A 14,102-nucleotide genomic window follows, 5' to 3' on the forward strand; every position below is an offset into this window, starting at 1 on the left:
GTCCGTCGCTCCGCGCAAGCCTTCCGGCGAGGTGGCCCGGCCCGAGGGCTACCAGTCGATGATCGAGCCGCGGAACGCGGTCTCGGACTTCTTCGCGCCCGTCGGCGGTTTCGGCGTGACGCTCTCGAACATGTTCCGGCCGACGGTGACCGAGCAGTACCCGTCGGAGAAGGTGCCGGCCAAGCCGCGCTACCACGGGCGTCACCAGCTGAACCGGTACGCCGACGGCCTCGAGAAGTGCATCGGCTGCGAGCTGTGCGCCTGGGCGTGCCCCGCGGACGCGATCTACGTCGAGGGCGGCGACAACACGCCCGAGGCCCAGCACTCGCCCGGCGAGCGGTACGGCTCCGTCTACCAGATCAACTACCTGCGCTGCATCTTCTGCGGCCTGTGCATCGAGGCGTGCCCCACCCGAGCGCTGACCATGACCAACGAGTACGAGCTCGCCGGTCCGACGCGCGCGGGCATGATCTGGGAGAAGCAGGACCTGCTGGCGCCGCTGCGCAGCGGCATGCTGCAGGCGCCGCACCCGATGGTCGAGGGCACCACGGACACCGAGTACTACCGCGGTGAGGTCACCGGCTCCACGCCGGCGCAGGTCGCGTGGGTCAAGGAGCACCGTCCCGACGACCCGACGCTGCCCGGCGGTGCCGGTCTCGAGGCCGCCAACGTGCCGGGGCCGACCGCCGCCGTCATGGCCGCCACGGTCGCGGCCGCGACGAGGCAGGGCACCCGATGAGCCAGACGAGTGCGGCCCTGATCCAGGCCCTCGCCGAGACGGGCAAGACGTCCACCGGCGAGGCGGTCCTGTTCTGGTGCCTCGCGCCGATCATGGTGCTGGCCGGCATCGGTCTGCTCGTCGTCAAGAAGGCCGTGCACGCCGCCCTGCTGGTGATCACGATCATGATCTCGCTGGCCATCCTGTACATCGCCCAGGGCGCGGTGTTCCTCGGGATGGTGCAGGTGGTCGTCTACACCGGCGCCGTGATGATGCTCTTCCTGTTCGTCCTCATGCTCGTCGGCGTCGACGGGTCGGACTCGCTGGTGGAGACGATCCGGGGGCAGCGCTGGATCGCGCTGCTGGCCGGCATCGGTCTCGCCTGCGTGCTGGTGGGCGTCGTCGTCACCGCGGTCTACAGCCCGAAGGGCTTCACGCCGGCCGCGGTCAACGACAACCCCAAGGGCATCGCGACGATCCTGTTCGGGCAGTACGTGTTCGCGTTCGAGGTGGTCGGCGCTCTGCTGGTCACGGCGGCGCTCGGCGCGCTGGTGCTCACGCACCGGCAGCGGCTCACCCCGCGTCTCGGCCAGAAGGAGCGGGCCGACGCCCGCGTGGCGGCCGGTGCGATCCTCACGCCTCTGCCCGCACCCGGTGTCTACGCCCGGCACAACGCGATGGACGTCCCGGCGCTCGGCCCGGACGGGCAGCCGCTCGACATCTCGGTGCCGCGCGTCCTGCGGATCCGCGGTCAGGAGGCCGACGCCGAGGAGTTCGCGGCCCGCATCGACCGCGTGCTCGCGGGTGGTTCGGTCGTGGCGGGCAAGACGTTCGGCGCCAGCGAGAGCGTCTCGGGCACGGCAGCGACGGAGGACAACCAGTGAGCCTGTCCAACTACCTCGTGCTGGCGGCGATCCTCTTCTCGCTGGGTGCGACGACCGTCCTGCTGCGGCGCAACGCGATCATCGTGTTCATGGGGGTCGAGCTCATGCTCAACGCCACCAACCTCACGCTCGTCACGTTCTCGCGCATCCACGGGGACCTCACCGGGCAGGTGATGGCCTTCTTCGTGATGGTCGTCGCGGCCGCGGAGGTCGTCGTGGGCCTGTCCATCATCGTGGCCATCTTCCGAACCCGACGCTCGGCCTCGGTCGATGACGTCAACCTGTTGAAGAACTGAGGGGCGGGGACGTGCACACCCTGACAGCCCTGGTGGCGAGCCTGCCATCAGACACGATCGGACCGGCGACCGAGACCGTGAAGGCGGGCATCCTGCTCGTCGCACCTCTGCTCGTCGGCATCCCGCTGCTCAGCGCCGCCGTGCTGCTGCTGCTCGGGCGGCGGACGGACCGCTGGGGCCACTGGCTCGGCGTGCTGGCCTCGTCGGCCGCGTTCGTCGTCGGTGCGATCGTCTTCGTCAAGATGCTCCAGCGGCCCGAGGACTCGCGGGTCTTCGACGTCGACCTCGGCACCTGGATCGATGCGGGCTCGTTCCACCTGAACGCCGGGATGCGGCTCGACCCGCTGTCGATGACGTTCGTGCTGCTGGTGACGTTCGTCGGGACGCTCATCCACGTCTACGCCGTCGCCTACATGGAGCACGACGCGGACCGGCGCCGGTTCTTCGCGTACCTCAACCTCTTCATCGCCGCGATGCTCACGCTCGTGCTGGCCAACAGCTACCTGCTGCTCTTCTTCGGCTGGGAGGGCGTCGGTCTGGCGTCGTACCTGCTCATCGGGTTCTGGAACCACCGGCTCGACTACGCGGTGGCGGCGAAGAAGGCGTTCGTCGCCAACCGCATCGGCGACCTCGGGCTCATCATCGCGATGGGCCTGATGTTTGCGACCTTCGGCAGCGTCAGCTTCGACCAGGTGCTGAACGGGATCGCCCCCGGCACCAGCCAGGCGACGCTCAACGGCATCGCGATCATGCTTCTGCTGGCCGCCTGCGGTAAGTCCGCGCAGTTCCCGCTGCAGTCCTGGCTCGGCGACGCGATGGCCGGCCCGACGCCGGTGTCGGCGCTCATCCACGCCGCGACCATGGTGACCGCGGGCGTCTACCTCATCGTCCGGTCCGCGCCGCTGTTCAACGCCGCCCCCGACGCGCAGCTCGTCGTCGTCTGCGTCGGTGCGATCACGCTCGTCTTCGGGGCGATCGTCGGCTGCGCCAAGGACGACATCAAGAAGGCGCTCGCCGCCTCGACGATGTCGCAGATCGGCTACATGGTGCTGGCCGCCGGGCTCGGTCCCGTCGGCTACGCGTTCGCGATCTTCCACCTGCTGACGCACGGCTTCTTCAAGGCCGGCATGTTCCTCGGCGCCGGCTCCGTCATGCACGGCATGGACGACCAGGTGAACATGCGCCACTTCGGCGGCCTGGCGCGGTACATGAAGATCACGTACATCACGTTCGGGTGCGGCTGGCTCGCGATCATGGGCGTGCCGCCGTTCTCCGGCTTCTTCAGCAAGGACCACATCATCGAGGCGGCCTTCGTGCCCGTCGAGGGTGCGCCCTGGCGGGCCTGGGTGTTCGGGTCCGTGGCGCTCCTGGGCGCCGCGATCACCGCGTTCTACATGTCCCGCCTGTTCTTCATGACGTTCGAGGGCGAGAAGCGCTGGACGAACAAGGCCGACGGCGAGCACCAGCACCCGCACGAGTCCCCGAGACTCATGACCTGGCCGATGATCGTGCTGGCCGTCGGGTCGGTCGGTCTGGGCTGGTACCTCAACGCAGGCAGCAAGTTCGTCGACTGGCTCTCGCCGGTGCTCGGCGCCCCCCATGAGGACGATCCGGTGGTCAACGCGCTCGTGCTGAAGGTCGTCACGCTCGCGCTCGTCGCGGTCGGCATCGTCATCGCCTACCGCCGCTACGCCGCCTCGCACGTCCCCGTGGTCCCGCCGGTCGGCACCTCGCTGACCCGCGCGGCCCGTGTCGACCTCTACCAGGACACCGTGAACGACGTCCTGCTGGTCGAGCCGGGCCAGGCCCTGACCCGCTCCCTCGTCTACGTCGACCGCACCGCGATCGACGGGACCGTGGCGAGCGTCGGTCGGGTCACGGTCGGCCTGGGCGAGATCGCGCGCCGCGTGCAGACCGGCTACGTCCGGTCCTACGCCGCGTCGATGCTGCTCGGTCTCGTCGCCCTCGTCGTCGTCGTCCTGGTCATCCAGAACTGATGGAGCTCACACCGATGTCGTCCTCCTTCCCCTGGCTGACCGCCCTCATCGTGGTGCCGGTGCTCGGCGCCGTGCTGCTCTGGGCGCTCCCGGCCGGCCTCCGCAAGCACGCGCGGTCCATCACGCTCGCCGTGTCGCTCCTCGTGCTCGCCCTCGGCGTCGGCGCGCTCCTCGCGTTCGACACCGGCGCCTCGCAGACCGTCCAGCTCTACGAGCAGCAGCCGTGGATCCCCGCGCTCGGGGTGTCGTACGCCGTCGGCGTCGACGGCGTCGGCCTCGCGCTGGTGCTCATGTCGATCGTGCTCGTGCCGCTGGTGATCCTGGCCGCCTGGCGAGAGCAGGGCTCGCTCACGGTCCCGACCGACAAGCTGCGCCGCTACCTCGCGCTCGTCCTGCTGCTCGAGGCGTTCATCGTCGCCGTGTTCTCGGCCCGGGACGTGTTCCTGTTCTACGTCCTGTTCGAGGCCATGCTGATCCCGGTCTACTTCATGATCGGCATGTTCGGCGGGGCGCTGCGACGGTTCGCGGCCGTCAAGTTCCTGCTCTACTCGCTGGCCGGCGGCCTGATCATGCTCGTCGCCGTCATCGCGCTGTACCTGCAGGGACCGGGCGGCCCGGAGGGCTTCCTGACGGCCAACCTCACCGGCCTCGACATCGCGCCCACCACCGAGAAGCTGCTGTTCCTGGCGTTCTTCCTGGCGTTCGCGATCAAGGCGCCGATGTTCCCGGTGCACACCTGGCTGCCCGATGCGGCGCAGCAGGCGCCGGCGGGCACGTCGACGCTGCTGGTCGGCGTGCTCGACAAGGTCGGCACCTTCGGGATGCTCACGCTGTGCCTGCCGCTGTTCCCGAACGCCTCGCAGTGGGCGGCCCCGGTGATCATCGTGCTGGCGCTCATCTCGATCATCTACGGCGCCGCCCTGGCCATCGGCCAGAAGGACATCATGCGGCTGATCGCCTACACGTCGGTGTCGCACTTCGGCTTCATCGTGCTGGGCATCTTCGCGTTCACGTCGACGTCGATCGCGGGCTCGTCGTTCTACATGGTCAACCACGGGCTCTCGACCGGGGCGATGTTCCTGCTCGCCGGGTTCCTGGTCGCGCGGCGCGGCTCGCAGGAGATCTCGGCGTTCGGCGGCCTGCAGAAGATCGTGCCGGTGTTCGCCGGCTTCTTCCTCGTCGCCGGGCTCAGCGTCCTGTCGCTGCCGGGCCTGTCCACGTTCATCAGCGAGTTCCTGGTCATCGTGGGCACGTTCGCGCGGCACCCGGCCGCGGCGATCGTCTCGACGGTCGGCGTGGTGCTGGCCGCGATCTACATCCTGTGGCTCTACCAGCGGGTGTTCACCGGTCCGGCCCCGGCCGACCTCGAGGGCACCCCGGACCTGCGCKCGCGCGMGCGCTGGGCCATCGCGCCGCTGCTGCTGCTCATGCTGGTCTTCGGCTTCGTGCCGCGGCCGGCGCTCGACCTGGTCAGCCCGCCGGCGACCGTCACCCTGGAGCAGGTCGGCGTGTCCGACCTCCCCGCCGATGAGGGGAGCAACTGATGTTCACCCCACCCACGATCGACTGGGGGGCCCTGAGCCCCGTCCTCATCGTGCTGGGCGCCGCGATCATCGGCGTCCTCGTCGAGGCGTTCGTCCCGGCCAGGGCACGACGGACCACGCAGCTCGCGCTGGCGCTGGCCGCCACGATCGGCGCGTTCGTCGCGGTCGTGCTGCTATGGCCCGGCGTGGAGGACACCGGCGGCACGACGGTGCTCGGCGGCTCGCTGCTCGTCGACGGACCGACGCTGGTCCTGTGGGCAACGATCGCACTGCTCGCGGTGGTCTCGCTGCTGATCATCGCCGACCGCACGGAGACCGGCGAGGACGCGTTCGCGCCCAACGCCGCGGCCGTGCCCGGGTCGGACTACGAGGAGGTCGCCCGGCGCAAGGGCGTCCGGCAGACCGAGATCTACCCGCTGGTGCTCTTCGCCACGGGCGGCATGCTGATCTTCCCGGCCGCCGGCGACCTGCTGACGCTCTTCGTCGCGCTCGAGGTCCTCTCGCTGCCGCTGTACCTGCTGGCGGGCATGGCGCGTCGTCGTCGCCTGCTCTCGCAGGAGGCGTCGATGAAGTACTTCCTGCTCGGTGCGTTCGCGTCCGCGCTGTTCCTGTTCGGCATCGCCCTGATCTACGGGTACAGCGGCTCGCTGCGGTACTCGGACATCGCGAAGGCCATCAGCACGCCCACCGGCATGGAGAGCCTGCTGCTCGTCGGGGCCGTGCTCATCCTCGCGGGTCTGCTGTTCAAGGTCGGCGCGGTGCCGTTCCACACCTGGACGCCCGACGTCTACCAGGGTGCCCCGACCCCGATCACCGGCTTCATGGGCGCGTGCACCAAGGTCGCCGCGTTCGGCGCGCTGCTGCGCATCGTCTACACCGTGTTCCCTGGCCTGAGCTGGGACCTCGGCGTGGTGCTCTGGACGGTCGCGATCCTCACGATGGTCGTCGGGACCGTCGGCGCCCTGGTGCAGAGCGACATGAAGCGCATCCTCGGGTACTCCTCGATCGCGCACTCCGGCTTCATCCTCACCGGCATCATCGCCCTGAACCAGGCCGGCATCACCGCGGTCCTGTTCTACCTGCTCGTCTACGGCGCGGCGACGGTCGGTGCGTTCGGCATCGTCTGGCTCGTGCGGGAGCGGACGGGGAAGGCGGCCGACGGCACCCCGGGCCCGATCCTCGGCGAGGCCACGCACCTGTCGCAGTGGGCCGGCCTGGGGCGGACCAACCCGGTGCTCGCCGTGACGTTCGCCCTGTTCCTGCTCTCGTTCGCGGGCATCCCGCTGACCGCGGGCTTCATCGGGAAGTTCGGCGTGTTCTCGGCCGCGGTCGACTCTGGCGCGTGGCCGCTCGCCCTCATCGGCGTGCTCGCGTCGTCGGCGGCGGCGTTCTTCTACGTGCGGATCATCGTCCTGATGTTCTTCACCAGCCCCGCGGGTGCCGACGACGAGCCGGCGGCCGACGTCTACGCGGCGTCGGGCACGTCGAGCATCGCCGGTGACTCGGCCGTGGCCGTCGAGACGCGGGTCGAGGCCCGCTCCACGATCTCCACGACCGTCGTGAAGACCGAGGGCCTGGCCGTCGCCGCGATCGCGATCTGCGCGCTGATCACGATCGGGCTGGGCATCGCGCCGTCCCCGGTCATCGAGGCGATCCAGGGCGTGGCATCGTTCCTGCCGTGACGTCGCGAGGCACCCGGTGGCTGGGCCCGTTGCCAAGAACGGGCCGTCGGGAAGATAGGTTCGTGCCGTGACCTCGATGACGGCCTTCCCGCTGGCCGATGCTGCGCTCGGTGAGCGCCTGTCCGCTCGGCTGGAGATCGTCGAGGAGAGGCTGCGCGACGCCGTCACCAACGTCGACCCGCTGGCCGACGACGCCTCGCGCCACCTCGTCAACGCCGGGGGCAAGCGGCTGCGCCCGCTCCTGACGCTCCTGGCCGCCGAGCTCGGTGACGGCTCGCGGCTCGAGGTCATCGACGCCGCGGTGGTGGTGGAGCTCACGCACCTGGCCACGCTGTACCACGACGACGTCATGGACTCCGCGCCGCTGCGTCGCGGTGCGCCCGCCGCGCACGAGGTCTGGGGCAACTCGGTGGCCATCCTCACGGGCGACCTGCTGTTCGCCCGGGCGTCCGCGACGGTCGCCGGGCTCGGTCCGGACGCCGTGCGCATCCAGGCGGCCACGTTCGAGCGGCTCTGCCTGGGCCAGCTGCACGAGACCGTCGGGCCGCGTCCCGACGACGACCACGTGGCGCACTACCTGCAGGTGCTGGCCGACAAGACGGCCTCGCTGATCGCCACGTCGGCCCGGTTCGGCGCGATGTTCTCCGGCTGCCGCCCCGACGTCGTGGCCATCGTGACCGCCTTCGGCGAGAAGATCGGCGTCGCGTTCCAGCTGGCCGACGACGTCATCGACCTGACCTCCGACGGTGCGACGACCGGCAAGACGCCGGGCACCGACCTGCGCGAGCGGGTGCCCACGATGCCCGCGCTGCTGCTGCGCGCCCGGGCCGCGTCGCCCGAGGCCACCGCGCAGGACCACGAGGTGCTCGCGCTGCTCGACTCCGACCTCACCGACGACGAGGCCCTCGCCCGTGCGGTGGCGGCGCTGCGGGTGCACCCGGTCGTCGGCGAGACGCGCGAGCGCGCGGTGGCGCTGGCCCGGTCCGCGGTGCGCGAGCTCGACGCGCTCGACGACGGACCGGTCAAGGACGCGCTCGTCTCCTTCGCGGATGCGCTGGTCGACCGCGCGTCCTGATCCACGCGGCGCGCGTTCTGGCACCATGTGGCAGCGGCCCGCCGAGGGGCCGACTCCGGGAGGTCCGACGTGAGCACACCGTGCGCGGTCTGCGGTGCGTCGCTCGCGCCCGGCGCGAGGCGATGTGCCGCGTGCGGCGCGCCCCCCGGTCCGGTCGCCCGTCGGGTCCCGGCGCGGCCGGTGCTCGACGCGGTCGCCGAGATCACGCCGCAGACGGTGGCGCCCGTCGGCCTGCGGGTGCTGGCCTTCACGATCGACGTCCTGGTCCTCGTGGTCGCGGTGGGCCTCGGCTACCTGGTCGCGGTGGCCTCCGGCGGTCCGCGGGACGCCGCCGGCGCGTGGACCTCGTCGGCTCTCGCGGTCCCGGGCCTGCTGGTCGTCGCGACCCTGACGCAGTGGCTCGTCGAGGCGGGCACGGGTGCGACGGTGGGCAACGGGCTGACCGGGATCCGCACGATGGGCTCGCGGACGCACCGTCCGGCCGGTCTGCCGGCCATCGGGGTGCGCGTGCTGGTGGAGGTCGCCGGAGCGCTAGTCGCACTCATCGGTGCCTGGGTCGTCGCCGCGTCCGGCGCCTGGGACCACTCGCCCGCACGCCGCGGCTGGCACGACAAGGCGGCCCGGACGCTGGTGCTGCGCGCGCGCTCCGTGCGGGAGGCCGGCGTCGAGGGTCCGGGCACCGCACCGGCCGTCGTGCGGGCGCTCGGCGCGCAGCCCGCGCTCGGCCTGGTGCGGCCGGTCCCGGGGATCGTCCCGCCGCCGCGGGAGGCTCCCGCGAGCGACGGCCCGGTCATCTCCACGGCACCCGGGCTCATCCGTCCGGCGCCCTGGAAGCCGATCACCGCATCGCCCGCCGTGGAACCGGTCGAGGTCATCACGGGTCCGCCCGGACCGCGCCCCTCGAAAGTCACCGCGCCGGGCTCTCGATCGGACGCCCCGTTGATCGACGTGCCCAACCGGCTCGTCTCCGGGCTGCCGACACCCGTCGCACCGGGACCGATCATCGGGGCGCCCCCGACCGTGGCGATCTCGATCGTCGCCAAGTCGCCGCGACGCATCCCCCGACTGCCGCGGATCGGCGGCACGTCGAAGCGGCGGCCCGACGGCCTGGTCGAGCCCGAGATCCGTCCCGCCGACCCCGGCCTGCCCGAGCTGGAGCACGCCCGGCTGCGGCCCGACGAGCCCCCGGCCCGGGTGACCGCACCCGGGCTGGTGCTCCTGTTCGACACGGGCATGCGTCTCGAGGTCGAGGGTGACGGCCTGGTCGGCCGGGCCCCCGACGACGAGCCGGGTCTGACGCACCTCGTCGCGATCGACGACCCCGACGGCTCGATCTCCCGCGTCCACCTGGCGTTCGGCCGCGAGCGCCGGGGGAACCGGCTCTGGGTCGTCGACCGCGGCTCGACCAACGGGACGGTCCTGGTGCGCCCCGACGGCACCGAGCTCTCCCTCGCCCCCGGGAAGAGGGCGAGGGTCGAGGCGGGATGGATCGTGCGGTTCGGCAAGCGCACGATCGAGATCCGCAGCCGGTCGGAGCTGGACTGGCCGGCCCCGACCGACGGCACCGGCTAGGCCGGCACGAGGACCTTGGGCTCGGGCAGCCGCTCCTCGGCGTCCACGTCCACCCGCGGCAGGATCCGGTCCAGCCAGCGCGGCACCCACCAGTTGGCGCGGCCGAGCAGCTTCATGGTCGCGGGCACCAGCACCATCCGGACCAGGGTGGCGTCGATGAGGATCGCGGTCGACAGACCGACGCCGAACATCTTGGTCGCCGCGTCCGCACCGAGCACGAAGGCCAGGAACACGCAGACCATGATCAGCGCGGCCGACGTGATGACCCGACCGGTCTTGGCCACCCCGTTGACGACGGCCTGGTCGTTCGACCCCGTGGACACGTACTCCTCGCGCACCCGGCTGAGCAGGAACACCTCGTAGTCCATGGAGAGCCCGAACAGGATGGCGAACATGAACATCGGGATGAACGACACGATCGGCACCGTGGACTCGAGGCCGATCAGGTCGGCGCCCCAGCCCCACTGGAACACCATGACCATCACGCCGTAGGACGCCCCGATGCTCAGGAGGTTCAGCAGCACGGCCTTGAGCGGGACGAGCACCGAGCGGAACACGAGCATGAGCAGCAGGAACGACATGCCGAGCACGGCGAGGACGAACACCGGCAGCCGGTCGTTGACGCGGACGCCGACGTCCGCGAAGTTCGCGGTCTGCCCGCCCACGTGCGCCCGCGCCGGGCTGCCCTCGAGGGCGGCGGGGAACACGTCGTGGCGCAGCCTCTCGACCGTCTCGGTCGTCGCCTCGTCCTGGGGGCCGGTCGTGGCGTAGGCGACGATCGTGCCGACGTCGCCGCGCACGACGGGTGCCTCCACGCCGGCGATCCCGGGGTCGTCGGCGATCGCGGACGCCAGGGGAGCGAGGGACGCGGCGTCGCCGTTGAGCGCGACGGCCACGACGAGGGGACCGTTGCGCCCCGGCCCGAAGCCCTCGGCCACCAGGTCGTACGCCTGGCGCTGCGTGAAGCTCGGCGGCAGCGCGCCGTCGTCGGGGATGCCGACGCGCAGGCCCAGCACGGGTGCCGCGAGCGCGAGCAGCAGAGCGACCACGCCGACCAGGTAGACGCGCGGGTGCCGGGTGACGTGCCGGGTCCATCGCGCCCAGCCGGGGCTCGTGGCGTGCACGGGCCGACGCCCGACGACGCGGCGCCCGGCGAGGGCGAGGAGGGCGGGCAGGAGGGTCACGGACGCGACGACCATGATCAGCACGACCATCGAGATCGCGATCCCGCCCGCCGTCATGAACGGCACCCCCGCGACGGCCAGCCCGAGGATCGACACGACGACGATGCCGCCCGCGAACACGACGGGCCGTCCGGCCGTCGCGATCGACCGGGCGATCGAGTCCTGCATCACCAGCCCGCGCGCGAGGTACTCCCGGTGCCGGGTGGTGACGAACAGCGCGTAGTCGATGCCGACCCCGAGCCCGACCATCGCCCCGAGCACCGGCGCGTAGCTGGGGACGACGATGAGGTTGGCCAGCAGCGCCATCGCGCCGGTCCCGACCGCGAGCCCGAGAACCGCCATGCCGATCGGCAGGAACGCCGCCGTGAACGACCCGAACGCGAGGAACAGGATGACGAGCGCGGCGAGGATGCCGACGAGCTCCCCGACGTTCCCGGCGGACTCCTCGTAGGCGAAGTAGAGGTCGCCGCCCTTCTCCACGCGCAGGTCCGGGCCGCCGTCGAGAGCCTCGAGGTTGCCGAGGTCAGCCGCGGAGAGCTGGTCGATCGTCGGGTACTGGATGCGCAGCAGCGCGACGCGTCCGTCGGGGGACACCACCCCGGACTCCTGGCTCGAGCCGGCCAGCAGGGCCGTCGGGTCGGTGGTGCCCAGCACGTGCGGCAGCTCGGCGGCGTCCGACTGCAGCTGCGCGAGCGCGGTCCGGGCCGCGGGGTCGTCGGCGAAGGAGCCGCCGTCGGCCGGCGTGACCACGACCTGCGCCGTGAGCCCCGCCTGGCCGGACCCTGCGGACTCGAGCAGGTCGTTGGCCTGCTGCGAGTCGAGGCCGGGCACGCGGAACGAGTCCTCGAGCTTCTCGCCGAAGGCGCTGGACGCCCCGACGACGAGCACGGCGAGCACGAGCCACGCCGAGATCACGGCCCAGGGGCGGCGGGCCGCCGTGCGGCCCAGGCGGAACAAGGTCTGCGACAACATCGGAAGCCTCCAAGGTGGGTGGCTCCGATCGTCCCGACGCGTGGTGGGCCGTCACATCGGCCGCGCAGTGCGGGGCGCCTCCGGCCGAACGGCCGAACGGTTGCCCGTGGCCTGGTCCTTTCGGCCGACCTGATGGAGCCGGACCGTGATGCTCCGGTGCACCGCCGACCGGCCGTCGTTATGCTGGCCGACGATCGGGCGCAGGGGTCGGGGAGCGGTCCCGCGCGATGCCTGCGAGCGGGACGAGGACGCGATGATCCGTGGGACCGCGCGGCTCGTCGGCACCCCATGAACGGCGAGCGGGACGAGGACGCGATGAATCCTGCGACCGCGCGGCTCGTCGGCACCCCATGAACGACGCCCGGGTACGCCTCCGGGTGGGCGTCGCCACCGCACGCGCCGAGCGCGCCCGCAACGAGGACTCGGTCTGGACGCAGGACGGGGCGTTCCTCGTCGCGGACGGTATGGGCGGTCACGACCGGGGCGAGGTGGCCAGCCGGACGGCGATCGAGGTGCTGCGCGCACTGGCCCAAGGTGCTCCCGAGCCCGACGACGCCCGCCGGATCGTCCGCGACGCCCACGCCGCGGTGCGCCGGCTTCCCAAGGGTGTGGGTCGCCGCCCGGGCACCACGGCCACCGGGGTGGTGCTCACCGAGCACGACGACGTGCCCTGCTGGCTCGTCCTGAACGTGGGGGACTCGCGCACCTACCGGATGGCCGGGGCGGTGCTGGAGCAGGTCACCCACGACCACTCGGAGGTCGCAGAGCTCGTCGCCGCGGGGGTGGTGCCCGCGCAGGACGCGCCGCGGCACCCGCGTCGCAACGTCGTCACGCGGGTGCTCGGGGGCGGGGCGCGCGAGGTCGAGCCGGACGTGTGGCTGCTGCCCGTGAGTCCCGGCGACCGCATGCTCGTGTGCTCGGACGGCCTGACGGACCCGCTGTCCGACGCCCGGATCGAGGCCGAGCTGCGCGCCGAGGACGACCCTCAGGACGCGGCGGACCGGCTCGTCGCTGCAGCGCTCGCCGCGGGCGGCAAGGACAACGTGACGGTCATCGTCGTGGACGCGGCCCTCATGCGACGGCCTGCTCCATAGCCCGACGCCCCAGCCGGTTGGCGCGGCTGGTGCGCACGCCGTCGACCGTGAGGATCACGATGGCGACCCAGACGAGCGCGAAGCCGCACCACCGCGCCAGCGGCATCTCCTCGTGCAGCACCGCGACGCCGATGAGGAACTGCAGGGTCGGCGCGATGTACTGCAGGAGCCCCATCATGCTCAGCGGCAGCCGCCGGGCGGCCGAGCCGAACAGGAGCAGCGGTACTGAGGTGATGATGCCCGCCGCCGCCACGACGAACGCGTGCCCGACGCCCTGTGCCGCGAACGTCCCGTCGCCCGCCCAGCCCAGCCAGAGCAGGTACCCGAGCGCGAACGGGCCGAGCACGAGCGTCTCGACGGCCAGGCCCGGGATCGCCTCGACGGTGCGCCCGACGCGGTTCTTGATGAAGCCGTAGAACCCGAACGAGAGCGCGAGGACGAGCGCGATCCACGGCAGCTGCCCGTACCCGACGGTGATGACGACGACGGCGGCCGCGCCGAAGCCGAGCGCGACCCACTGGGCGAGCCGCAGGCGCTCGCGCAGCACGGCGACGGCCAGCGTCACGGTGACGAGCGGGTTGATGAAGTACCCCAGCGACGCGTCGACGACCCGGTCGGTCAGCACGCCGAAGACGTAGGTGACCCAGTTGATCGCCAGCAGGACCGCCGCGATCGAGAGCAGCCCGAGGATCCGGCGCGTCCGCAAGGCCCGCCAGAAGCCCGCCCAGCCGCGCGTCGCGAACAGCAGGATCATGCAGAACAGCAGCGACCAGACGACCCGGTGGGCGATGATCTCGACCGGTGTCGCGGGCTCCAGGAGCGGGAAGTAGAGGGGCAGGATGCCCCAGGCGGTGTAGGCGCCGACGCCCGCCGCGAGACCGAGACCGTCGAGGCGGGAGGGGGGCTGCGGCACCCGCCCACCCTAGGTCGTCGTCGCGACACGCCGTCTCAGGCCTGTCCGCATTCTGGCGGGCGACTCAGGGTGACCTCACCGTGCGCCCTAGACTGGCCCCTGCACAGCCCTGCAGATGCCGATGTTCTCGCACTGTGGACTGGCCAGGCACCCCCCAGATCGGAAGGCAAG

11 protein-coding genes are annotated in these 14,102 nt (G+C 71.8%); 9 read left to right on the top strand and 2 right to left on the bottom strand.

All coding sequences use genetic code 11. The features are described from left to right. Positions 1–58 precede the first annotated feature (58 nt). The 8 genes from nuoI to AC1DUE_RS14660 all read left to right on the top strand — a co-directional run bounded on the left by nuoI (position 59) and on the right by AC1DUE_RS14660 (position 9,768). On the top strand, positions 59–739 hold the full coding sequence (gene nuoI, locus AC1DUE_RS14625) for an NADH-quinone oxidoreductase subunit NuoI (protein ID WP_477040276.1): 681 nt from the start codon (positions 59–61) through the stop codon (positions 737–739). Then, positions 736–1,602 (top strand): NADH-quinone oxidoreductase subunit J, encoded by an 867-nt coding sequence (locus AC1DUE_RS14630; protein ID WP_477040161.1) that lies wholly within the window; start codon positions 736–738, stop codon positions 1,600–1,602. Before nuoI ends, AC1DUE_RS14630 begins: the two co-directional genes overlap by 4 nt. After that, positions 1,599–1,898 carry an NADH-quinone oxidoreductase subunit NuoK gene (nuoK, locus tag AC1DUE_RS14635; protein WP_477040162.1) on the top strand — a complete coding sequence of 100 codons (300 nt, stop codon included), beginning with the start codon at positions 1,599–1,601 and terminating at the stop codon, positions 1,896–1,898. Before AC1DUE_RS14630 ends, nuoK begins: the two co-directional genes overlap by 4 nt. A gap of 11 nt (positions 1,899–1,909) precedes the next feature. Beyond that, positions 1,910–3,895, top strand: a complete 1,986-nt coding sequence (gene nuoL, locus AC1DUE_RS14640; RefSeq protein ID WP_477040163.1) for an NADH-quinone oxidoreductase subunit L — start codon at positions 1,910–1,912, stop codon at positions 3,893–3,895. A gap of 14 nt (positions 3,896–3,909) precedes the next feature. After that, positions 3,910–5,439: an NADH-quinone oxidoreductase subunit M gene (locus AC1DUE_RS14645; RefSeq protein WP_477040277.1), complete on the top strand. Its 1,530-nt coding sequence runs from the start codon at positions 3,910–3,912 to the stop codon at positions 5,437–5,439. Further along, positions 5,439–7,121, top strand: coding sequence for an NADH-quinone oxidoreductase subunit NuoN (gene nuoN, locus AC1DUE_RS14650; RefSeq protein ID WP_477040164.1), 1,683 nt, complete (start codon positions 5,439–5,441; stop codon positions 7,119–7,121). The genes AC1DUE_RS14645 and nuoN overlap by 1 nt, the downstream gene beginning before the upstream one ends. 76 nt (positions 7,122–7,197) lie before the next feature. Then, positions 7,198–8,196, top strand: coding sequence for a polyprenyl synthetase family protein (locus AC1DUE_RS14655; RefSeq protein WP_477040278.1), 999 nt, complete (start codon positions 7,198–7,200; stop codon positions 8,194–8,196). A 69-nt stretch (positions 8,197–8,265) separates the two neighbouring features. Further along, positions 8,266–9,768: an RDD family protein gene (locus tag AC1DUE_RS14660; protein WP_477040165.1), complete on the top strand. Its 1,503-nt coding sequence runs from the start codon at positions 8,266–8,268 to the stop codon at positions 9,766–9,768. Here AC1DUE_RS14660 and AC1DUE_RS14665 read toward each other — a convergent pair. Next, positions 9,765–11,924, bottom strand: coding sequence for an MMPL family transporter (locus AC1DUE_RS14665; RefSeq protein WP_477040166.1), 2,160 nt, complete (start codon positions 11,922–11,924; stop codon positions 9,765–9,767). The two genes, AC1DUE_RS14660 and AC1DUE_RS14665, sit on opposite strands and share 4 nt — an antisense overlap. Before the next feature lie 350 nt (positions 11,925–12,274). Here AC1DUE_RS14665 and AC1DUE_RS14670 point away from each other — a divergent pair, with 350 nt between their 5' ends. Further along, the gene (locus AC1DUE_RS14670; RefSeq protein WP_477040167.1) at positions 12,275–13,018 is read left to right on the top strand and encodes a PP2C family protein-serine/threonine phosphatase; all 744 of its coding nucleotides are present in this window, start codon (positions 12,275–12,277) and stop codon (positions 13,016–13,018) included. On the opposite strand, the gene rarD is transcribed toward AC1DUE_RS14670, so the two are convergent. Then, positions 12,996–13,931, bottom strand: coding sequence for an EamA family transporter RarD (gene rarD / locus AC1DUE_RS14675; protein ID WP_477040168.1), 936 nt, complete (start codon positions 13,929–13,931; stop codon positions 12,996–12,998). The two genes, AC1DUE_RS14670 and rarD, sit on opposite strands and share 23 nt — an antisense overlap. Positions 13,932–14,102: the final 171 nt, after the last annotated feature.

It is taken from the genome of Cellulomonas sp. P4_A2 (assembly GCF_056402515.1).

What these genes read in the sequence shown, in the direction of transcription:
- nuoI (WP_477040276.1), top strand. Translation starts at nt 59, where the DNA reads ATGATCGAGCCGCGGAACGCGGTCTCGGACTTCTTCGCGCCCGTCGGC.
- AC1DUE_RS14630 (WP_477040161.1), top strand. Translation starts at nt 736, where the DNA reads ATGAGCCAGACGAGTGCGGCCCTGATCCAGGCCCTCGCCGAGACGGGC.
- nuoN (WP_477040164.1), top strand. Translation starts at nt 5,439, where the DNA reads ATGTTCACCCCACCCACGATCGACTGGGGGGCCCTGAGCCCCGTCCTC.
- AC1DUE_RS14655 (WP_477040278.1), top strand. Translation starts at nt 7,198, where the DNA reads ATGACGGCCTTCCCGCTGGCCGATGCTGCGCTCGGTGAGCGCCTGTCC.
- AC1DUE_RS14665 (WP_477040166.1), bottom strand. Translation starts at nt 11,924, where the DNA reads ATGTTGTCGCAGACCTTGTTCCGCCTGGGCCGCACGGCGGCCCGCCGC.
- AC1DUE_RS14670 (WP_477040167.1), top strand. Translation starts at nt 12,275, where the DNA reads ATGAACGACGCCCGGGTACGCCTCCGGGTGGGCGTCGCCACCGCACGC.